This is a genomic window from Mangrovimonas futianensis, from assembly GCF_021245805.1.
In the GTDB taxonomy this organism is placed as follows: Bacteria; Bacteroidota; Bacteroidia; order Flavobacteriales; family Flavobacteriaceae; genus Mangrovimonas; species Mangrovimonas futianensis.
In genome coordinates this window covers 364,164-385,142 of sequence record NZ_JAJJNF010000004.1, presented here as the reverse complement: position 1 = coordinate 385,142, position 20,979 = coordinate 364,164, and the positions used below count along the sequence as shown (strand labels likewise).

Sequence of the window (20,979 nt, the reverse complement as noted above, 5' to 3'; positions counted from 1 at the left end):
CTTATTTATGCAATTTTAGTTGAATACGTTTTCTTGATTTATCAACCTCCAAAACCTTGACAATGACTTGTTGATGAAGGTGCACATATTCATTCACATCACTTACATACCCATCAGAAAGATTGGAAATATGAATAAGACCACTTTCCTTAATGCCGATATCCACAAAGGCACCAAAATTGGTTACATTATTAACAATTCCCGGTAGTAGCTGACCATCCTGTAGATCATCAATGGTTTTGATATTTTGATTAAAGGTAAAGACTTTAGCTTCTTCACGAATGTCTAAACCTGGTTTTTCCAATTCTTTTACAATGTCTTCTAGGGTAGGTAAACCAATGTCTTTTTTGATATAGTTCTTGAGTATAATCTGTTTGATTAAGGCTGTGTTTCCTATCAAATCTTTGACCGTTTTATTTAAATCCTTGGCCATTTGTTCAACAATCCCATAACTTTCTGGGTGTACTGAAGAATCGTCCAGCGGATTATCACCATCCTTGATTCTTAAAAATCCAGCGCCTTGTTCAAAGACTTTATTTCCCAATCGAGGGACATTCAAAATATCTTTTCTGCTTGAAAAGGCTCCTTTTTCAGAACGGTAATTCACAATGTTTTCAGCCATTTTTTCGCCAATTCCTGAGACATAACTCAATAAGGATTTACTGGCGGTATTGATATTTACCCCAACGGCGTTTACACAACTCTCTACTACGCGATCTAGTTCCTGTTTTAATTTGGTTTGATCTACATCATGTTGGTATTGACCAACGCCAATGCTTTTAGGCTCAATTTTAACCAATTCAGCCAATGGATCCTGAAGGCGACGACCAATGGAAACGGCTCCTCTTACGGTAACATCGTAATTTGGAAATTCGTCCCTTGCAATTTTTGATGCCGAATATATACTTGCTCCGGCTTCACTTACTACAAAAACTTGCATGTCATTTTTAAACCTAATTTTTCTAATAAGACTTTCGGTTTCTCGTGAAGCCGTACCATTTCCAATGGCAATGGCTTCAATTCTGTAAGCTTCAGAGAGCGTGCTTATTTTTTTGATGGCTCCTGTAAAATCGTTTTTGGGCGGATGGGGGTAAATGGTCTCATTATGTTTCAAATTACCCTGTTCGTCCAAACACACAATTTTACATCCGGTCCTGAACCCAGGATCTATAGCCAAAACCCGTTTTTCACCTAGCGGTGACCCCAATAATAATTGCTTTAAGTTTTTGGCAAAGACGGTAATGGCAGCATCATCAGCTTTGGCTTTCGCATTTTGAAGTGCTTCATTTGATAACGATGGGAATAATAGGCGCTTGTAGGCGTCAGCAATGGCCAATTCAATTTGTTGCGAACAATCCCCTTTTGATTTGATCAATCGGCTTTCCATGTTATCCAAAACCCGCTCATCATCTATCTCAATTTTTATTCTAATAAAGCCTTCTGATTCTGCTCTTAAAATAGCCAGTAACCGATGGGATGGAATACGACTTAAGGACTCATTCCAATCAAAGTAATCTCTAAACTTCTGTGCGTTTTCGTCTTCTTTTTTAGATTTAATAACCTTGGTTGTAATGCTGGCAAACCGCTCTAATTGATACCGGATTTGATTTCGAAAACCGGTTCGTTCGTTTACCCATTCGGCAATAATATGTCGGGCACCTTCCAAGGCTTCTTCCACATCTTGGATATCTCCGTTTACAAATTTCTGAGCCGTATAGTCCAGATCATGGGTGTTTTGGGCCATAATCATTTTAGCTAGGGGCTCTAAACCGTTTTGTCTGGCTTTCTCAGCTTTGGTTTTTCTACTTTTTTTATACGGAAGATAAAGGTCCTCCAGAGTGGTAAGGTCTTCAGATTGTTTAATTTTCTGCTCCAATTCAGGAGTTAGGACTTCTTGCTCTATTAGAGCTTTTAAAATGGTCTCCTTCCTTTTTTCTAAAGTCTCAAACTGCTCTTTGAATTTGACAATGTCAGCAATTTGAACTTCATCTAAATTTCCTGTACGTTCTTTCCTGTACCTTGATATAAAGGGAATCGTGCAATCTTCTTCTAAAAGGGAAATCGTATTTTTAACCGAAACTTCTGGAAGATTGGTTAATTGTGTAATGTATTTTAAAACAGACATTAGTTTCTTTGAAATAAGGTATAAATATAGGGGCGTTCAGCACCACTAGGTGTTATAAAGGTATGGTTAAAACTGGAAAGAAGTTGAAATTCACTTCCCAATTTTTCCTGTAGCATATGGGCATCATAGCGGTGTAATGGTAGGTTGCTACATGTGTCTGCTCCATCTAATGAGAAAACAGCAATGATGACAAAACCTTTTGACGCTACTAGGGTTTTGATCAGGTTAAAATAGGAATCTTGTTCTTCTGGTGCCCGGAAAAAATGTAAAACAGCACGGTCTATCCAAAGATTAACCGGTGCTATTTTAGTTAGTTTTTCAGGTGCCGTTAAATCGTCTACAATACATTCAAGATGGACCTGAAATGTATCTAAAATATGCCTTTGAAGCTTGCTTAAAGCTGAATCGCTAAGGTCATTGGCAAAGATATTATCAAAACCATTTTCAATGAGTAAATCAATAAGTCTGGAAGTCCCTGCGCCAACATTTAAAATTCGGGCATGCTTGTCTAATTGGCAAGCTTCAATGAGTTTCCAGGTCATTTTTGGATCAGATTCAAACCAACCCAGTTCTTCATCTACTTTGTTGTTATAAACCTTATTCCAATGTGATTTGTAATCCATTTTTTAACTGATCTGCAATCCATTTTCTACTTGATCCATATCTGGGTTGACAAATACCAATTTCCCTTCAGCATTTTCGGTCATTAAAATCATTCCTTGACTTTCAACCCCTCTTAAGGCACGTGGTGCTAAATTAACTAATACAGTCACTTTTTTTCCAACCACTTCTTCAGCAGTGAAACTTTCGGCTATTCCCGAAACAATGGTTCTCACATCAATCCCAGTATCTACTTTTAAAACCAATAACTTTTTCGCCTTAGGCATTTTTTCTGCTTCAAGGATGGTTCCAACGCGTAAATCCAATTTGGTAAAATCATCAAAAGTGATCTCTTCCTTTTGAGGTTCTACTGTTTTATTAGCAGCCTCGTTTGCTTTCTTGGTGGCTTCCAATTTGTCTAACTGTTTTTGGATTTCGGCATCCTCAATTTTTCCAAAAAGCAATTCTGCTTCTCCAATTTGATGTCCGGCAGGAATTAAAATGTCTTTGTTAACGATCTCATCCCATAAGGTTTGAACGTCACCAGTTTCCACCTTTAATATTTTCTTTAATTTATCAGAGGTAAAAGGTAAGAAGGGTTCGCTAACTACAGCCAAAGCAGATGCAATTTGAAGTGCTACAAACATGATCGTTTTGGTGCGTTCTTCATCTTCTTTGATTTTTTTCCAGGGCTCTTCATCTGCCAAGTATTTGTTTCCAAGACGGGCCAAATTCATCAATTCTTGACTGGCCTCTCTGAAACGGTAGCGTTCAATGGAGCTGGCAATAACTGCTGGATATGCTTTAACAGCTGCTAAAGTTTCTTCATCAATGGAAGTTAAATGTGCGGGTGTTGGTACCACACCTTGGTAATATTTGTTGGTTAAGACCACCACACGATTGATGAAATTTCCAAATATGGCTACCAATTCGTTATTGTTTCTTGCTTGGAAATCTTTCCAAGTAAAATCATTGTCTTTAGTTTCTGGTGCATTGGCGGTTAAGGCATACCTTAAAACATCCTGTTTGTCTGGGAACTCCTCTAGATATTCTGGTAACCAAACAGCCCAGTTTTTAGAAGTAGATAATTTATTCCCTTCTAGATTTAAAAACTCATTGGCTGGTACATTGTCGGGAAGAATATAACTTCCTTCGGCTTTCAACATACTTGGGAAAATAATGCAGTGAAAAACAATATTGTCTTTACCAATAAAATGAACCAATTTGGTGTCTTCGTCTTTCCAGTAAGGCTCCCAGTCTTTTCCTTCCCTTTGGGCCCATTCTTTGGTGGATGAAATGTATCCTATAGGAGCATCAAACCAAACATAAAGTACTTTTCCTTCGCCTCCTTCTACAGGAACCGGGATTCCCCAATCCAAATCTCTGGTGACGGCACGCGGACGTAAACCATCGTCAATCCATGATTTAACTTGACCATAAACGTTGGGTTTCCAATCTTTTTGATGACCTTTTAAAATCCACTCTTTCAAAAATGCTTCATGGCGATCTAGTGGTAAAAACCAGTGTTTGGTTTCTTTCAAAATAGGAGTGTTCCCTGTAATGGCCGATTTCGGATTGATTAAATCGGTGGCGTTGTGACTGGTTCCGCATTTCTCACATTGGTCTCCATAGCTTTCTTCATTTCCACACTTAGGGCAGGTTCCTATTACAAATCGGTCTGCCAAAAACTGTTGTGCCTCTTCATCATATAACTGTTCAGTAACCTCTTCAATAAATTCATTTTTATCATACAAGGTTTTAAAGAATTCTTGTGCCGTTTCGTGATGGATTTGTGCTGAAGTACGTGAATAGTTGTCAAAAGAAATACCAAAGTCTTCAAAAGATTTTTTGATGATTGCATTGTATTTATCTACCACATCTTGAGGCGTGACACCTTCCTTTTTTGCTTTGATAGTGATAGGAACTCCATGCTCATCACTTCCACAAATAAAAGCAACATCATTACCGACCATACGTTGGTATCTTGCATAAATATCAGCAGGCACATATACACCGGCTAAATGCCCTATATGAATGGGTCCGTTGGTGTATGGTAAAGCTGCTGTAATGGTATATCGTTTTGACATGTTCAATCGTTTTAAAGAAGAGCAAAAGTACGCATTTTGAGAGGGATTTAGAAAAAAAATGTACATTTACCATATGTCAAAAAAAGCCCTAATCTTAAGTGTGTTTTGTGTGGTATTTTCTTTTGGAATCCCAAAAGTTAAAGCACAAAGTACAACAAACTTAAAAACACAAACCTTGATAAAACCACCTTATTTAAAAGTAGGGGACACCATTGCTATTGTGGCCCCATCAGGAATATTAAAAAACCGGGAAGCTGAGATAAATAGAGCCAAGAAGCTACTTCAAAGTTGGGGACTTCATGCTGTGGTGGGTAAACATGTTTTTAGCCAAGCCAATCATTTTGCCGGTACCGATGATGAACGCTGTGAAGATTTACAGAAAGTTTTGGATAATCCATCCATAAGTGCTATCTGGTGTGCCAGAGGCGGATATGGCACAGTGAGGATTTTGGATAAATTAAACTTTTCTAAGTTTAAGGCCCATCCCAAATGGCTTATAGGTTATAGTGATATTACCGCCCTCCACAATGCTATACATAATTTGGGTGTAGAAAGTATTCACGCTATGATGTGTACCAGTCTCACAGCAGACCAGACAGATTTGGATCAAACCATTGAAACCTTCAAGAAAGCTTTGTTTGGGGAGTCATTAAGTTATCATTTGGATGCTTCCCAATACAATCAGGAGGGTGTGGTCACGGCTCCTTTGGTAGGAGGTAATTTGACTATGCTTCATACCATGTTGGGTTCTAAAACAAGTATTGATACTTCAAGAAAAATTCTTTTTATTGAAGAAATAGGCGAGTATAAGTACCATATTGATCGAATGCTTCAAAGTCTCAAACGCGCTGGATATTTTGATCAATGTGTGGGTGTGGTTGTAGGCGATATGACCAAATTAAAAAAGAATACAACCCTTTGGGGAACTTCTATTGAACAGTTAATCTTGGATGCTTTATCCGATTATGATTTCCCCATTGCCTTTAATATGCCTTCGGGCCACGAAGATGATAATAGGGCGCTTATTTTGGGAAGAACAGTTGAACTTACAGTGAGCAAAAACGGATCTACCTTAAACTTTAAAAGTGAATGACAGTTAGTTGAATTTTCTAAAACATTGTATTTTAACGATTTGTAAAAGAAAAATCCTACACTAAACGTTATAATTAGTACGGTTCATCGAAAAAATTTTCATGACATCTATTGGGTTGTGTACCTTAGGCTTACAACCCAAAAATCTACTACCATGAAAAAAATTACTTTGATGTTAACTGCTATGTCTTTAAGCCTAGTCCTTGGTTGTTCCAATGAGTCTCTAGGTGATGAGAACATTGGAGCTTCCCAGAAGAAATCCAAAAAGGTGGAAACAACTCCTTTTGATGAGCCTGAGAACGATGGAGAACATTGTTTTATGACACACCTGATTGCTGGTCAAACCCATGTAGCTGGTTCGGTGACTATTGATGTGGATGGTGACCAACTGATCCTTACTTATACGACTAACGAGGATTGGACCATCGGAACGACCCATTTAAGTATTGGTATTTGTGAATCAGATTGGGTGCCTTTAAATGGCGCAGGAAATCCGCAGATTGGTCAATTTGAATTTACCGAGCCTACGTCACAAACGTCAACCGAAGTGGTTTATGTCATTCCTATTTCTGAAGTGGGAGACAACTACTGTTTTGCAGCACATGCTGAGGTACAAGGTCCTACCGGTGGGGAAACTGCCTGGGCTTTAGGAGACCAATTCGACGGCAACAGTTGGGCTATGTATGAGGAGTTCAACTTGTCTGATTGTGAATCGGAAGATGATGGCGAGGATGATGGCGACAACGGAGATAACGGTGGGCAAATTCCAACTTAATCTGTTGAACCTAAAAATAAGAAAAGGTGCATGATTTCATGTACCTTTTTTGTTTTCAGGAAAAATGGTAATTTGTAAGTGATGGCAAAACATAACGAACTAGGAAAAAAGGGAGAGCAACTCGCTGTAGATTATCTGCTAGGGAAGGGTTATTCTATTTTAGAACGCAATTACCGTTTTGATCGAGCAGAGGTGGATATTATTGCAAGAAAAGAGAGTGTTCTGGCGATTGTTGAAGTGAAATCAAGATCCAGTACCGATTTTGGAAATCCTCAGGATTTTGTCAAACCCAAACAAATTAAAAACCTTGTAAAAGCTGTTGATGAATATGTTACCGAAAATGGGTTGGATGTCGAAGTACGGTTTGATATCATTGCCATAGTCAAGCAAGGATCAATCTTTGACTTGGAACATTTAAAGGATGCTTTTTATCATTTTTGATAAGAATAAAGACCGCTTCACTACAAGAAAAAAAACCGCCAAAACAATAGGTGCGTTGGCGGTTTCATACTTTTTTATTTGCTGAATTAATTTAAAAACCGGCTAACAGATGCTAGATATTGATTGTATGCCGTCTCGTTTTCAATCAATAGTTCATACAAGCAAATGTCTTCTTGGGTTCCATTTTCATATACATAATTACCATCCGGTAAGTAACCATTGCATTTTGGATCGGAAGAACCTCTGTTTCCATTATTACAGTCTCCAACTAAAACATTGTCGTTGGCAACTAAATATTCATTGCCGCCGTCAACCGATATATAGACCCTTACATTCACATTGTAACACCCTGGAGAGTCTACCCCAACCAAATCGCTTTCGGTTCTTATGGTTGGAGGGGCGTATTTTGCAGTTGTACCATTTAAAAGCAAGTCCCTAAAATTAGGTTGAGCCATTTCTGCTTCACTTTTATGAATACTATTAATTTCTGTATCTGTTGTGTCATTTTCGTTTGAACAGTTTAGTAATAAAATAGTTATAAATAGCAAGTAAATAAATCTTATGTTTTTCAAGGTGTTAAATTTTAAATATTAAACAAACATTTTTTGGAAGCTTGAATTTTAGGAAGCGATTAGAAGCTTTTTTGCTATTATATTAGCGCTTGAGGGAGAATAAAAAAACCAGCGCTGGATGGTGATCGATCGGGTTGTCTCAAACAATCATTTTAGGACTTCCAAACCTTGATAATCATTATCAACACTTCAAACCTAAAAAAAAAAAATAGAATTTTTCAAAGTATTTTTAGTGTTTTTGTGTAATTCATCGAAAAGTGGTGACAAGCGTTACAGTTTTTTCCGTAATGGCTTAAAATATTAGATGCTTTTTATCATTTTTGAATGATTTCATTTTTATTAATGCTTAAATCTAAAATATACATATAGTTAAGGTCTTCGATCTGCGTTAAGGGTAAACTTTTTCTACGTATTTTATTTCCTAAAAAAGTTCCAGAAACTATAAATACATCCCAAACATTAGAATTAGAATTAAGATGTTCTTTTTGATATACTATTGTTGAATATTCTTCAATGAAATCTTTTAAATTTGTTAAACTATCATTGGCTACTTGATATAAATTTTCATATTTTTTTTCATTAATGTCTTCCTTTATGTATAGTTCAAGGTCATCATAACAATTTAAAAAGTAGGTGGTATTGGTTTTTCGATGATTAAGATAAATTTGTGGATAACTTTTAAATGTTGAGAATCCATTTTTAAGTGCAGTAGTATCTTTTAAAGCATAAATTTTAATTGGATATGAATGAGTTTCAAAAAAGGGGCTGTAATATTTAAGTCTCTCTGAGTTATCTAGTAGTATGGTAGGGTTTTTCACCCCGGTTATAACTTTAATAATCGGTTGGCAAGAAAAAATTATTAAGAACATCCATGTTAATTTTGATGTTCTTAATAATTTGTAAACTATTTTTTTTGTCATTTTAATATACCTATAAATTCTAAATCCACGTATCCATATGGATATTCATTTGTGAATTCCGTAACATAATCTTCGGGTAAAATGGTGATAGAATTGTATCCTAATTCATCTGCTACATCCCTAGGGAAATCAAAATAATCATCTTCAGAAGAAATGAAAATGTCATTTTGGTTAGCACCAACATTTTCTAAAAATGATATTCTAAGTTTAGTTGAATCAATTTCTTTTAGCTTAGCACTAGTCTCCAATGAGACTGAAACACTAAGATTGCAAAGTCCAAAACCTTGTGAACAAGGAGGGACATTGTGTGCATCACTCCATTTTTTTCCTCTATGTAATTTAGCGGTAACAGTAACTTCTGGTTTAACCCTTAAATATTGACTTATTTCTGAATCCATATGATTGCTCTCAATAATAGTTTCTTTTAAATCTCCATCACAGCTACAAAAGACTAGTAAGAGGAAAGTTAATTTTAATAAATTTTGTTTCATTTTAAAATAATTAATTTAGAATAAACTTTTATTGGAAGCTTGATTTTAGGAAGCGATTGGAAGCTTTTTTGCTATTATATTAGCGCTTGAGGGAGAATAAAAAAACCAGCGCTGGTTGGTGATCGATCGGGTTGTCTCAAACAATCATTTTAGGGCTTCCAAACCTTGATAATCATTATCAACACTTCAAACCAAAAAAAAAATAGATTTTTTCAAAGTATTTTTAGTGTTTTTATGCATTTCATCGAAAAGTGGTGACAAGCGTTACGGTTTTATCCGTAATGGCTGGAAAATATTAGTTGCTTTTTTCTTTATAGAGCCTTAATGGTCACAAATTCATAAATGTATGTCCTGTAAAAGAGATAAATATTGGTGTATTGGTGGCTAATTAAACTAATGATTGATACTTAGTGTGTGGATTATTATTGATTGCTAAAATAGTTTTTTACAGCCTCCAAATCATAAGGTTTGAAAAGCACCTTTTTATCTTGATCCAATACAAAATAAGTAGGGGTTGAACTGATACCATATTCTATGGCAGTAGGATTTTCCCATCGTCCTAAACCAATGGCATGGAAAAAGTGCGGATAATTTTTGATTTCACTTTTCCAATCAGCATAGCCTTCTTCCAGACCAAAGGCCACCACTCCCACCTTGGGATGGCTTTCCATAAAGGCTTTTACTTGTGGTAACTCGGCCAAACAATGCCCGCAGCCACTGCTCCAAAATATTAATAAATAGGAGTCGTAACCCGATAAATCATGTAGCGTGATTGTTACTGATTCACTATTTAATCCGTAGGAAATATTAAAATCTTTGGCAACTTTACCAACACTGGTATTTTTATAGGCAGACAATATTTTTAAAAGGTAAGTGTCTTTTTCCTGTTTGGCGATTGCCATCAAATATTGGTCTGAAATATAGTTGGCTACGTCATCTTGACTTTTTTCTGTCATACTTTGCCAGAGCATTTCTAATATGATTTTTTTGACCTCTTGATGGTTCCCAACTTTTCCAACTACTTCGTCAATAGCCTTTTTATAGGCATCGGGATTTTCTGGGGTCATTTCCAAAACATAGGCCATAAGACGGTCCAACAGGAAATCGGAACTTTGAATCAACGGATTTTCAAAATCAATATGGTTTAGATATTCTGCCTTTAGATGCGTTCCATATTCTGAAATGGGCTCATATGTTTTTGGGACATACATTTTATTCCCCTTGATAAAAGCTTCCACCAATAACCCATTAGATTTATTTTCAAATGTTTCTTGAATATTTCCTTGTTCCTCAAATACCTCTTCAAGGGCTTTTTTATCTACAGGTTCTTTTGAATACAGTGCACCTATATGCTGGTTAATAGCCATCATATGAGACATGTAATCAAGCCAAAGGATGTTGTTCTGAGACTGTGAAACGGTCACGCCTTCTTCTAGATCGTAATGGACTACGATATCCTCTTTTCCATTGTAGATTAAGTTAAAGTTGTTTTCCTCCTGCGGAATGGCGTAAACAATTTTATAGATGCCTGGAGGTTGGTTGGCATCCAACTCTATAGAGAAAGCACCATCATCTGATAACTTAGCTTGACCAATATAATCAGTTTTACTTGGGGTGGCTCGGTACAACAATACATACGAGAATTCTTCAGCTGGGGAAAAACTACCAGAAATCGTATGTTGTCCAAGCATGAAAAACGGAAGCAATAAGCAGAGGTATGTTAATGGTCTCATAAGTCTTTTTTTAAGTTGATTCAATTATTGAGCCAAGATGGGTTTTAATACTGAAAGCCCTTGTTTGACGCTCTTGATATTTTCAAAAGTCAATAACAATCGCAATCCGGTTCTTGTTTGTTTTTCTTTCATTTTACAGGCTCTTGGATGGGTTTGCACAAATTGTAATAGTTTGGTAAATCCTTCACTTTGATAAAAGCCGCTTTTTTGGTCATTGATGAAGTAACCTACAAGTTTTCCATTTTTCATGATTACTTTTTCCAGTCCCAATTTGGCAGCCAGCCATTTTAAACGAACACTGTCAAACAAATCAGAAACGGAGGTCGGCATATCGCCAAATCTATCAATGATTTCCGTTTCAAATTTTTCTAACTCATCATCTGTTTTAATCTCATTGAGTTTGGTGTAAAGGTTTAACCTCTCGGTAATGTTATTGACATAGTCATCTGGGAATAACAGTTCAAAATCACTATCAATAGTGACTTCCTTCACATATTGTTTTGGTTTTTTGTCGTCTTGATAGAGGTCTTTGAATTCGTTGTCTTTTAACTCTTCAATGGCTTCGTTCAATATTTTTTGATAGGTATCAAAACCAATTTCATTTATAAAACCACTTTGCTCACCACCTAGCAAATCTCCAGCACCGCGTATCTCCAAATCTTTCATTGCGATGTTGAATCCGCTTCCCAATTCGGTGAATTGTGCCAAGGCTGTGATTCGTTTTCGGGCGTCCTCGGTCATCACCGAATAATCTGGTGTGATGAAATAACAGAACGCTTTTTTATTGCTTCGTCCCACGCGACCTCTCATTTGATGCAGGTCGCTGAGTCCAAAATTGTTGGCGTTATTGATAAATATGGTATTGGCATTAGGCACATCCAGACCACTTTCTACGATGGTGGTACTGACTAAAACGTCAAATTCACCATTCATAAAGGCAAGCATGAGGCTTTCCAATTTTTTACCATCCATTTGTCCGTGTCCCACACCTACTTTGGCATCTGGAACCAATCTTTGGATGAGGCCTGCCACTTCCTTGATATTTTCAATACGGTTGTGAATAAAAAACACTTGCCCACCACGTTCAATTTCATAACTAACAGCATCCCTTATGGTTTCTTCATTAAACCTGACAACGTGGCTTTCAATGGGGTATCTATTTGGTGGAGGTGTGGTAATTACCGATAAATCCCTGGCGGCCATCAAGCTAAATTGAAGTGTTCTTGGAATAGGGGTTGCGGTTAAGGTTAGCACATCAATGTTCTCCTTTAAGGTTCTTAATTTTTCCTTGACTGCGACTCCAAATTTTTGTTCTTCATCCACAATCAGCAAACCAAGATTTTTAAACTTTACGGTTTTGTTGGCCAGTTGATGGGTGCCGATAATGATATCTACTTCACCACTTTCTAACTTTTCTAGGGTGGTTCGTTTTTCTTTAGCTGTTCTAAACCTGTTTACATAATCTACCGTAACCGGGAAGTCTTTCAAGCGTTCCTTAAATGTTCTGTAATGTTGGTAGGCTAAGATGGTTGTGGGAACCAAAACGGCTACTTGTTTGCCATTATCCACAGCCTTAAACGCAGCTCGGATTGCTACTTCTGTTTTTCCAAATCCTACGTCACCACATACCAAACGGTCCATAGGTCTTTCGCTTTCCATGTCCATTTTAATATCGGCGGTGGCTTTACTTTGGTCTGGAGTATCCTCATAAAGGAACGAGGCCTCTAGCTCATGTTGCATGTAGCTATCTGGATTGTATTGGTGTCCTTTTTTAAGCTTTCGTTTGGCGTATAATTTTATCAGGTTAAAAGCAACTTCTTTTACCCTCGTTTTAGTTTTTTGTTTAAGATTTTTCCAAGCAGCACTACCTAATTTATAGATTTTAGGAGGCTTCCCATCCTTGCCATTAAATTTGGTAATCTTGTGAAGAGAGTGGATACTCAAATATAAAACATCCCGTTCCCCGTAAATTAATTTGATGGCTTCTTGTTTATTGCCCTCGACATCAATTTTTTGAAGCCCTCCAAAGCGTCCAATTCCGTGGTCAATATGGGTGACATAATCCCCAATTTCCAGATTGGTTAATTCCTTTAATGTAATGGCTTGCTTTTTTGCATAGCCATTTTTGATGTGGAATTTATGATACCTCTCAAAGATTTGGTGGTCTGTGTAGCAGGTTATCTTATTGTCATGATCTATAAATCCTTGGTATAGAGAGAGTACAATGGTTTTGTAATGAATGTTTTGCTCTATCTCTTGGTTGTTTTGGGCACTGATGTCATCAAAAATATCATGAAATCTTTTGGCCTGTTGCTCACTGACGCAGGCAATATAATTGGTGTACCCTTTTCGATGATATTCATCCAAATTCTCAATCAACAAATCAAATTGTTTGTTAAAGGAGGGTTGTGGTGACGTGTTGAATAGAATAGGGTCTGCTTGGTTTGAAAACAAAGATGATGTTCCAAATTCAACCAAATTAAAATCCAATAATTGCTGTTTCAGTAATTTGGAATGACAAAATAATTCCTCTGGTTGGGCATGTTTGATGTCCTTGGAAAGTTTTTCAAAGGCTTCCTTGGCTTTTTCAAAAAGAGCATCGGTTCTTGAAAAAAGAAGGTCGGCATTATTGAGGAAAACCACCGTTTTTTGAGCCATATATTCGAGGAAGCTTTGCCTGGTTTCTTCCATGAATTTATTGGCCACATTAGGAATGATATTGATTTTTTTAATTTGATTTGTTGACAACTGAGTCTCCACATCAAAGGTTCTAATACTATCTACTTCATCTCCAAAGAACTCAATACGGTAGGGTTCGTCATTTGAAAATGAAAAGACATCTACGATTCCACCTCTTACGGAAAATTCCCCTGGTTCTGTCACAAAATCAACTCTTTTGAATTTGTACTCAAATAGAACCTCGTTGATAAAATCAATGGATAATTGTTCGCCTATAGCTACTTTTAGAGTGTTTTTCTCCAACTCCCTTCTAGTCACTACTTTCTCAAATAAAGCATCGGGATAGGTGATAATTATGGCAGGTTTCTTTCTGGAATTGATCCTGTTTAAAACCTCGGCCCTTAGCAGTACATTGGCGTTGTCTGTTTCTTCAATTTGATAGGGTCTGCGATAACTTCCAGGGTAAAAAAGAACATCTTTATCATTCAACAGAATTTCCAAATCATTCAAGTGAAAAGCAGCTTCTTCTTTATCATTGAAAATAAGAAGAAACGGTTTTTCAGCATTTTTAAAGGTTTCGGCTAAAACTAGTGATAGCGAAGATCCTACCAGACCTTTCAGATGCGTTTTTCCTTGGGTTTGGGAAATAGCAGCTTGCAGATTTTGCGTTTGCGAAGTCTGTGTAAAGATTTGCGAGAGGGTATTGTGGCTCAAAGCAATTTATTTGATGCAAAGATAAAATTTTGTTGTAGAGTTTGTGTTTAAAAAACTATTAAGAGTAGTATATTTGCACGACTTTAAAAAATTAGTATACGATGTCTATTTCAGATTTATTTGATTTCGGTTTTAGAAAAAGAAATCAAGACCACTTTGCTGCCATTGTAAGAATTGCTATGAGCGATGGTGTGATTAATGATGCAGAGAAGAAGTTTCTTGATAGATTAGCTCATAACCTTCATATTAGTGAAGCCGATTACACGCAAATTTTAAAGGATTACCAAACACATCCTATTAACCCGCCACTTGCTTATGACGATCGTTTAGAACGTTTATATGATTTAGCACGAATGGTTTGGGCAGATCATATTGAAGGAGAAGATCAAGTAAGTATGTTAGAGAAATTATGTGTAGGTCTTGGTTTTCATCCTGAAAATGCTCAGTATATTACTGACAAAGCTTTAAAGCTGGTACACCTTGAGGTTGATTTGGACACGTTTATTGAAGAGATAAAACATATGAACAGATAAGAAACTTATCTAATATCATTATAAAAAAAGCGAGCTAAAAGCTCGCTTTTTTTATTCGTATTTTTTGATAAATTCTTCGACTTTAGAGACCATGTTTTTACTTCCGCAGAAAAAAGGAACTCGTTGGTGCAATTCAGTTGGTTTAATATCCATGATGCGTTGGGTACCATTACTAGCTTTACCATTTGCTTGTTCTGCTAAAAAGGCCATGGGATTGCATTCGTAAAGCAATCTCAATTTTCCATTGGAACTGGTAGAGCTTTTAGGGTACATATAAATACCTCCTTTGATCATATTACGATGAAAATCAGAAACCAAAGATCCAATATATCTACTGGTATAGGGGCGGTCACCTTCTTCCATTTGGCAATATTTGATGTAATCTTTCACACCTTGCGGAAAATGGATGTAGTTCCCTTCATTGACAGAATAGATTTTTCCGTCTTCTGGGAATTGCATGTTGGGATGTGATAGGTAGAAAGTACCTATAGCAGGGTTCAGAGTGAAACCATTAACCCCGTCACCGGTAGTGTAAACCAACATGGTTGAGGTTCCATAAACGACATAACCTGCAGCCACTTGTTGATCTCCTTTTTGTAGAAAATCTTCTATGGTCACTGGTGTGCCAATGGGGGTAACTCTTCGGTATACTGAAAAGATGGTTCCCACAGAGACATTAACGTCAATATTAGAAGAGCCATCCAAAGGGTCTATCAATACCACGTATTTGTTTTGATGGTTTTCATCTTGACTGTTGATGGAAACAAAATCATCTTCTTCCTCGCTGGCAATACCGCATACAATATTTCTGTTTGTTAGGGTGTGGATGAATTTATTATTGGCGTAAACATCCAATTTTTGTTGATCCTCACCTTGAATATTGTTCTCACCTGAACTCCCAATGATATCCACTAAGCCAGCCTTGTTGACTTCGTGATTTACAACTTTGGCTGCAAGTCTAATGGAATTGATTAATCTTGAAAGTTCTCCAGAACTATATTTAAAGGATGCTTGGTTCTCAATAATAAACTCACCGAGAGTTTGATTCTTTACTGACATGAAGATGAATTAAGTTTAGAACAAATATCGTGGTTTTTTATCCAACTACATCGTTTTCGTGGTAAGAAAATCTGATTAAATGGTTAAGTTTAGATTATCTTTGAAAATAAAGGAGAATTTATGAAGATTCACATCAGAAAGGCTGAAAAAAATGATATGTCTCAAATTTTGGAACGCATCAAAGAGTTGGCTGTTTTTGAAAAAGAACCCGATGCGGTGGAAATTACCGTTAGTGATTTGGAATATGATGGGTTTGGCCCGAAACCAAAATTTCAATGTTTTGTAGCTGAAAAGGAAGGACGGATTGTAGGAATTGCATTGACTTATACAAGATATTCCACTTGGAAGGGTGAAGTACTTCATTTAGAAGATTTAATTGTAGAAGAATCAATGAGAGGACATGGTATAGGAACGCAGTTATTGGATAAAGTGGTGCAACATGGAAATGAATTAGGAGTAAAAAGGATTAGTTGGGAAGTGTTGGATTGGAATGAGCCTGCCATTTCCTTTTATCAAAGTAAAGGTGCCGATGTAAAGCGTGATTGGGATGTGGTACACCTAAATCAAAACGGAATAAAAAATTATCTAGCCAAGTTGTAGTATGCAAGTTTTTAAATTTGGAGGGGCCTCTGTAAAGGATGCTGAAGGGGTCAAAAACATGGTCCGAGTTTTACAGGAAGTAGGTTACAAAAACACTTTGGTTGTTGTGTCTGCGATGGGGAAGACCACTAATGCTTTGGAAGAAGTGGTCAAAAATTATTTTCATAGTAAAAAGACATTCCAAAGTTCCATTCAGGAGGTGAAGAAATACCATAACGGTATTCTTTTGGACTTGTTCGAAAATGAACAGCATAGTGTTTATAAAAAGGTAGCTCAATTATTTCAAGAATTAAGCGATTTCTTCGGAAGAAATAAATCTCCAGATTACAATTTTGTGTATGATCAAGCAGTGAGTTTTGGGGAATTAATTTCAACTACTATAATAAGTGAATACTTGAATGAGATTGGGTTGAGAAATACTTGGGTAGATGTCAGAGAGTTTATCAAGACAGATAATTTTTACAGATATGCCAAAGTGAATTGGGACGTTACCCAAGCTAATATTTCTAAGGGTTTAAAGAAAAATGTACTCAATATTACCCAAGGATTTTTAGGGAGTGATGCCAATAATTTCACAACTACTTTAGGACGAGAAGGAAGTGACTATACTGCTGCTATTTTTGCTTATTGTCTCAATGCTAGTAGTGTGACTATTTGGAAAGATGTGGAGGGTGTGTTGAATGCAGATCCACGGTATTTTGAGAACGCCAAGTTGTTGCAGAGTATTTCTTACAGGGAGGCGATAGAATTAGCTTTTTATGGGGCTTCTGTAATTCACCCAAAAACGTTACAACCGCTTCAAAGAAAAGAAATCCCACTTTTTGTAAAATCCTTTATGAACCCAAAAAATAAAGGGACCGTAGTACAAAAAGGACAAGGGATTGAGCCCCATGTTCCTTGCTTTATTGTCAAGAAAAATTTGGTGTTAATTTCTCTATCTTCCTTAGATTTCTCCTATATTGTTGAGGAAAATATCAGTGACATTTTTAAGCTGTTGCATCACAAGAAAATGAAGGTGGATGTGATTCAAAACTCTGCCATTAGTTTTTCGGTGTGTGTGGATGATCTTTATAACAGTCTTGAAACGTTATTAAAGGAACTGAAGTCAAAATTCAAGGTAAACTACCATGAAGGGGTGTCTTTATACACCATTAGGCATTATAATGATGCTGCGATAAATCAATTGGAGAATGGTAAAGAAGTGCTTTTAAAGCAGTTAACACCAGAAACCGTGCAAATAGTTACTAAATAAACAATTTACTATTTTTGTTGTTATGAGCAAACAACTTAATTCAGGATTGGTATCCGCAAAAGAAGTGGCGAAAGCCATACAAATTGACAACTATGGTTTTGTAGGTACATTTTTTGGATGGACGCTCATGAAGGTCTTAAAAATATCTACCTTAAATAAAATTTACAAAAGGAATGCACATCTGGATTCCTTGGAATTTTTGGATAAAATTATTGATGAATTTGAGGTGAAATTTGAAATTCCAGAAGAGGACTTAAAACGATTACCTAAGGATGGCGCATACATCACGGTTTCCAATCACCCTTTAGGAGGTGTTGATGGTATTTTGCTTTTAAAATTGATGTTGACTCAAAGAACCGATTTTAGAATCATTGCCAATTTCCTTTTGCATCGTATTGAGCCTTTGAAACCTTTTATAATGCCTGTGAATCCTTTTGAGGAACGAAAGGATGCCAAATCCAGTATTTCTGGTATTAAGCAAGCCCTAAATCATTTGAGGGAAGGACATCCGCTTGGAATATTTCCTGCAGGAGAAGTTTCCACCTATAGAGACGGTAAATTGATGGTCGATAAACCATGGGAAGAGTCTGCCATGAAGTTGATTCAAAAGGCAGAGGTTCCAGTCGTACCTATTTATTTTCACGCCAAGAATAGTAAACTTTTTTATAAGCTTTCCAAGATTAGCGATACACTAAGGACAGCCAAATTGCCCTCGGAATTGTTAACCCAAAAACGACGGGTTATTAAGGTTAGGATAGGTAGGCCTATTTCTGTTACAGATCAAAAGGAGCATGAAACATTAGACTCATTTACTGAATTTATCAGGAGGAAGACTTATATTTTGGCTAACTCTTTTGATGAAAAAGGAAGGTTCTTGTCCAATTTTTCATCCACACTTAAACTACCCAAGCCTCCAAAAAGGATTGCCACTCCCATAGATCCAGAGGTAATGGATAAAGAGGTTGAAGAGTTAAGGGAATTAGACCTGCGTTTGCTTCAAAGTAAAAATTATGAAGTCTTCTTAGCACCAGCCAAAAATATCCCTAACATTTTACGTGAAATAGGAAGGCTGAGAGAAATAACCTTTAGGGAAGTAGGAGAAGGGACCAATGAATCGATTGATTTGGATAAGTTTGACGACTATTATCACCATATGTTCTTATGGGATTCAGATGCTAAATTGATTGCCGGGGCTTACCGTATGGGATTGGGTTCAAAAATTTATGCAGAGTATGGGATTAATGGTTTTTACCTTCAAGACCTGTTCAGGTTTGAGCCAGAGCTATATAAGATGATGAGCGAATCCATAGAAATGGGAAGGGCATTTATTATTAAGGAATACCAGCAAAAACCCATGCCATTGTTTTTGCTTTGGAAGGGGATTGTTCATACTACTTTACGCTTCCCAGAGCATAAATTCCTCATCGGAGGTGTAAGTATTAGTAATCAATTCTCCAATTTCTCAAAATCATTGATGATTGAGTTTATGAAGTCCCATTATTACGATCCTTATTTGGCACAATTTGTGAGACCAAAGAAAGAGTTTAAGGTGAGGTTAAAGGATGAGGATAAGGACTTTGTTTTTGATGAAACTGAGGCCGATTTAAATAAGTTTGATAAAATTATTGATGAGGTTGAGCCTGGAGCACTTAGGTTGCCTGTGCTTCTTAAAAAGTATATCAAGCAAAATGCCAAGTTGGTGGCCTTTAATGTTGATCCACTATTTAACAATTCCGTTGACGGATTGATGTATATCAAAATTGCTGACTTGCCAGAAAGTACGGTTAGACCAGTTATGGAAGAGTTTCAGGAAGAATTGGAACGCAAGTTATCTGAACAAAATGAGAATCAATAAACTATTTCTTCTTTTCTTTTTTTTACATCTTGTAGGTTTTTCTCAGGATATCAAAGGAGTTGTTTTTGATTCAGAAACCGGTGAGCCCTTAGAAGGTGCTAGTGTATATTTTGATAATACTACAATTGGCACTACTACTAATGAAAAGGGAGAGTTCTCCTTGAATATAGATGAATCGGTAAGATCAGCCTTGATCATTTCTTTTATTGGTTACGAAAAGGTAGTCATGGAAGAATACAAGCCAGGCTCTATTTTAAAAATTCAATTAACTGAAAATGTCGCTTCCTTGAACGAAGTCAATCTCAGTTTTAATGATGGTTGGACAAGAAAGCAAAAGCTTCAGGCTTTTAAAAGGTATTTTTTGGGAAACAGTGAAAATGCTCTTTCCTGTGAAATTAAGAATGAAGATGCTTTAATACTCAGATACCTTGGAAAAAGTAACCAGTTAGTGGCATCCTCCAAAGAACCATTGATTATCGAGAACAAAAGATTGAAATACAGGATATCTTATGATCTTCAGGATTTCAACATTCAGTATGAGAAAAATGATACCTTCGGACAAGTATTTCCTATTTCAGTTTATTACGCTGGGACGTCCTATTATCAAACCGATGAAAACTGGGATGGTTCCAAGAAAATTATAAACCGAAGAAAAGAGGTCTATTTTGGTTCCTCATTACATTTCATGAGGTCCTTGGTAAAAGGGAAGCTTCATGAGGAAGGCTTCAGAATTTTCTATAAAAAAACAGAAATCGCTCAAACGGGCGTTTTTGCAGTTTCTGATACTGATAAAACGAATATCAAGGAAATAAAGATTTTTAAACAACCGCTTCTGATTGTTTACAACAATAATTTTAACAACCAATCATCCATAACCACTAAAGAGGATATTTTTTACGTGGATGAATTTGGAAACCATATGCCCGCAGACGCAGTCATGTTTACCGGATATTTTGCAAATCAAAGAATAGGGGATAGCCTTCCCTTGAATTTTGAAGCCGATAAAAAATAAGTCTAAAACCAAGGTCTTTTTCCTACTTGATAGGTCATGTAAAACTCTTCGTCACTTTTTGTTAGATAAATTATTCCTTCTATTAAGGTGAAAATCCAAACCAAAAAACTTAGAAAACCAAAGCTCATAATGGAAATTACCAAGGTGATCATCAAAAGGATGATGCCTTCTTTTACGTAACCTAATACAAATTTATGTGCGCCAAACCCTCCTAATAAGATAGCCAAGATTCCGGCGAGTACTTTTTTGTTGTTTCCAGTGGCTCGATCAAAAGCTTCATCTGCTGCATGTGCAAAGTCTTTTGCTTTTTCCTTGGCATCTTTAGAGAATTCATCGGCTTTGTCAGAGGCTTTTTTGGCCCCTTCTTTAAAGTCGCCTATCAGATCATCCAATTCGTCTCTTAAATCTTTTTTATTATCCATTATTTAACTCGTTTACG

Annotated in this window: 18 protein-coding genes; 8 read left to right on the top strand and 10 right to left on the bottom strand. The window is 36.6% G+C overall.

Translation table 11 applies throughout. The features are described from left to right. Position 1: 1 nt before the first annotated feature. From LOK78_RS08890 to metG, 3 genes are read right to left on the bottom strand one after another with little or no spacing between them, the layout of a single operon-like run. Complete coding sequence (locus LOK78_RS08890; RefSeq protein WP_232634632.1) at positions 2 to 2,125, bottom strand: Tex family protein; 2,124 nt, start codon at positions 2,123 to 2,125, stop codon at positions 2 to 4. After that, on the bottom strand, positions 2,125 to 2,748 hold the full coding sequence (locus LOK78_RS08885; protein ID WP_232634631.1) for a class I SAM-dependent methyltransferase: 624 nt from the start codon (positions 2,746 to 2,748) through the stop codon (positions 2,125 to 2,127). Before LOK78_RS08885 ends, LOK78_RS08890 begins: the two co-directional genes overlap by 1 nt. Positions 2,749 to 2,751: 3 nt before the next feature. Further along, complete coding sequence (gene metG, locus LOK78_RS08880; protein WP_082316520.1) at positions 2,752 to 4,878, bottom strand: methionine--tRNA ligase; 2,127 nt, start codon at positions 4,876 to 4,878, stop codon at positions 2,752 to 2,754. Between the two features lie 7 nt (positions 4,879 to 4,885). On the opposite strand from metG, the gene LOK78_RS08875 reads away from it, so the two are divergent. From LOK78_RS08875 to LOK78_RS08865, 3 genes are all read left to right on the top strand, one after another. Further along, positions 4,886 to 5,905 carry a S66 peptidase family protein gene (locus tag LOK78_RS08875; RefSeq protein WP_232634630.1) on the top strand — a complete coding sequence of 340 codons (1,020 nt, stop codon included), beginning with the start codon at positions 4,886 to 4,888 and terminating at the stop codon, positions 5,903 to 5,905. A gap of 153 nt (positions 5,906 to 6,058) precedes the next feature. After that, complete coding sequence (locus LOK78_RS08870; protein ID WP_232634629.1) at positions 6,059 to 6,679, top strand: hypothetical protein; 621 nt, start codon at positions 6,059 to 6,061, stop codon at positions 6,677 to 6,679. An 81-nt stretch (positions 6,680 to 6,760) separates the two neighbouring features. Beyond that, positions 6,761 to 7,120 carry a YraN family protein gene (locus LOK78_RS08865; RefSeq protein ID WP_232634628.1) on the top strand — a complete coding sequence of 120 codons (360 nt, stop codon included), beginning with the start codon at positions 6,761 to 6,763 and terminating at the stop codon, positions 7,118 to 7,120. Positions 7,121 to 7,206: 86 nt separating this feature from the next. Here the strand turns inward: LOK78_RS08865 and LOK78_RS08860 are convergent, their stop codons facing one another. From LOK78_RS08860 to mfd, 5 genes are all read right to left on the bottom strand, one after another. Further along, positions 7,207 to 7,692: a hypothetical protein gene (locus tag LOK78_RS08860; protein WP_232634627.1), complete on the bottom strand. Its 486-nt coding sequence runs from the start codon at positions 7,690 to 7,692 to the stop codon at positions 7,207 to 7,209. Between the two features lie 314 nt (positions 7,693 to 8,006). Next, on the bottom strand, positions 8,007 to 8,561 hold the full coding sequence (locus LOK78_RS08855; RefSeq protein WP_232634626.1) for a hypothetical protein: 555 nt from the start codon (positions 8,559 to 8,561) through the stop codon (positions 8,007 to 8,009). A 47-nt stretch (positions 8,562 to 8,608) separates the two neighbouring features. Further along, positions 8,609 to 9,103 (bottom strand): hypothetical protein, encoded by a 495-nt coding sequence (locus tag LOK78_RS08850; RefSeq protein ID WP_232634625.1) that lies wholly within the window; start codon positions 9,101 to 9,103, stop codon positions 8,609 to 8,611. A 422-nt stretch (positions 9,104 to 9,525) separates the two neighbouring features. After that, on the bottom strand, positions 9,526 to 10,836 hold the full coding sequence (locus LOK78_RS08845; RefSeq protein WP_232634624.1) for a TlpA family protein disulfide reductase: 1,311 nt from the start codon (positions 10,834 to 10,836) through the stop codon (positions 9,526 to 9,528). 24 nt (positions 10,837 to 10,860) lie between these two features. Next, positions 10,861 to 14,229, bottom strand: a complete 3,369-nt coding sequence (mfd, locus tag LOK78_RS08840; RefSeq protein WP_232634623.1) for a transcription-repair coupling factor — start codon at positions 14,227 to 14,229, stop codon at positions 10,861 to 10,863. Between the two features lie 101 nt (positions 14,230 to 14,330). Between mfd and LOK78_RS08835 the strand changes: the two genes are divergently transcribed. Continuing rightward, the gene (locus LOK78_RS08835; RefSeq protein ID WP_166956367.1) at positions 14,331 to 14,762 is read left to right on the top strand and encodes a TerB family tellurite resistance protein; all 432 of its coding nucleotides are present in this window, start codon (positions 14,331 to 14,333) and stop codon (positions 14,760 to 14,762) included. 51 nt (positions 14,763 to 14,813) lie between these two features. Here the strand turns inward: LOK78_RS08835 and fbp are convergent, their stop codons facing one another. After that, positions 14,814 to 15,821 carry a class 1 fructose-bisphosphatase gene (gene fbp / locus LOK78_RS08830; RefSeq protein WP_053970597.1) on the bottom strand — a complete coding sequence of 336 codons (1,008 nt, stop codon included), beginning with the start codon at positions 15,819 to 15,821 and terminating at the stop codon, positions 14,814 to 14,816. 120 nt (positions 15,822 to 15,941) lie between these two features. Here fbp and LOK78_RS08825 point away from each other — a divergent pair, with 120 nt between their 5' ends. From LOK78_RS08825 to LOK78_RS08810, 4 genes are read left to right on the top strand one after another with little or no spacing between them, the layout of a single operon-like run. Continuing rightward, a complete protein-coding gene (locus LOK78_RS08825; protein WP_232634622.1) occupies positions 15,942 to 16,421 on the top strand; it encodes a GNAT family N-acetyltransferase in 480 nt (159 codons plus the stop codon). Position 16,422: 1 nt separating this feature from the next. Beyond that, positions 16,423 to 17,673 (top strand): aspartate kinase, encoded by a 1,251-nt coding sequence (locus LOK78_RS08820; RefSeq protein ID WP_232634621.1) that lies wholly within the window; start codon positions 16,423 to 16,425, stop codon positions 17,671 to 17,673. 22 nt (positions 17,674 to 17,695) lie between these two features. Beyond that, positions 17,696 to 19,528, top strand: a complete 1,833-nt coding sequence (locus LOK78_RS08815) for a GNAT family N-acyltransferase (RefSeq protein ID WP_232634620.1) — start codon at positions 17,696 to 17,698, stop codon at positions 19,526 to 19,528. Further along, the gene (locus tag LOK78_RS08810; protein ID WP_232634619.1) at positions 19,515 to 20,540 is read left to right on the top strand and encodes a carboxypeptidase-like regulatory domain-containing protein; all 1,026 of its coding nucleotides are present in this window, start codon (positions 19,515 to 19,517) and stop codon (positions 20,538 to 20,540) included. Before LOK78_RS08815 ends, LOK78_RS08810 begins: the two co-directional genes overlap by 14 nt. A 2-nt stretch (positions 20,541 to 20,542) precedes the next feature. Here LOK78_RS08810 and LOK78_RS08805 read toward each other — a convergent pair whose 3' ends face one another. Beyond that, positions 20,543 to 20,962 carry an NINE protein gene (locus LOK78_RS08805; RefSeq protein ID WP_053970592.1) on the bottom strand — a complete coding sequence of 140 codons (420 nt, stop codon included), beginning with the start codon at positions 20,960 to 20,962 and terminating at the stop codon, positions 20,543 to 20,545. Positions 20,963 to 20,979 lie beyond the last annotated feature (17 nt).

Coding starts and splice junctions, on each gene's coding strand:
- LOK78_RS08890 (WP_232634632.1), bottom strand. CDS start 2,125: ATGTCTGTTTTAAAATACATTACACAATTAACCAATCTTCCAGAAGTT.
- LOK78_RS08885 (WP_232634631.1), bottom strand. CDS start 2,748: ATGGATTACAAATCACATTGGAATAAGGTTTATAACAACAAAGTAGAT.
- metG (WP_082316520.1), bottom strand. CDS start 4,878: ATGTACATTTTTTTTCTAAATCCCTCTCAAAATGCGTACTTTTGCTCT.
- LOK78_RS08875 (WP_232634630.1), top strand. CDS start 4,886: ATGTCAAAAAAAGCCCTAATCTTAAGTGTGTTTTGTGTGGTATTTTCT.
- LOK78_RS08870 (WP_232634629.1), top strand. CDS start 6,059: ATGAAAAAAATTACTTTGATGTTAACTGCTATGTCTTTAAGCCTAGTC.
- LOK78_RS08865 (WP_232634628.1), top strand. CDS start 6,761: ATGGCAAAACATAACGAACTAGGAAAAAAGGGAGAGCAACTCGCTGTA.
- LOK78_RS08855 (WP_232634626.1), bottom strand. CDS start 8,561: ATGTTCTTAATAATTTTTTCTTGCCAACCGATTATTAAAGTTATAACC.
- LOK78_RS08850 (WP_232634625.1), bottom strand. CDS start 9,103: ATGAAACAAAATTTATTAAAATTAACTTTCCTCTTACTAGTCTTTTGT.
- LOK78_RS08845 (WP_232634624.1), bottom strand. CDS start 10,836: ATGAGACCATTAACATACCTCTGCTTATTGCTTCCGTTTTTCATGCTT.
- LOK78_RS08835 (WP_166956367.1), top strand. CDS start 14,331: ATGTCTATTTCAGATTTATTTGATTTCGGTTTTAGAAAAAGAAATCAA.
- fbp (WP_053970597.1), bottom strand. CDS start 15,821: ATGTCAGTAAAGAATCAAACTCTCGGTGAGTTTATTATTGAGAACCAA.
- LOK78_RS08825 (WP_232634622.1), top strand. CDS start 15,942: ATGAAGATTCACATCAGAAAGGCTGAAAAAAATGATATGTCTCAAATT.
- LOK78_RS08820 (WP_232634621.1), top strand. CDS start 16,423: ATGCAAGTTTTTAAATTTGGAGGGGCCTCTGTAAAGGATGCTGAAGGG.
- LOK78_RS08815 (WP_232634620.1), top strand. CDS start 17,696: ATGAGCAAACAACTTAATTCAGGATTGGTATCCGCAAAAGAAGTGGCG.
- LOK78_RS08810 (WP_232634619.1), top strand. CDS start 19,515: ATGAGAATCAATAAACTATTTCTTCTTTTCTTTTTTTTACATCTTGTA.
- LOK78_RS08805 (WP_053970592.1), bottom strand. CDS start 20,962: ATGGATAATAAAAAAGATTTAAGAGACGAATTGGATGATCTGATAGGC.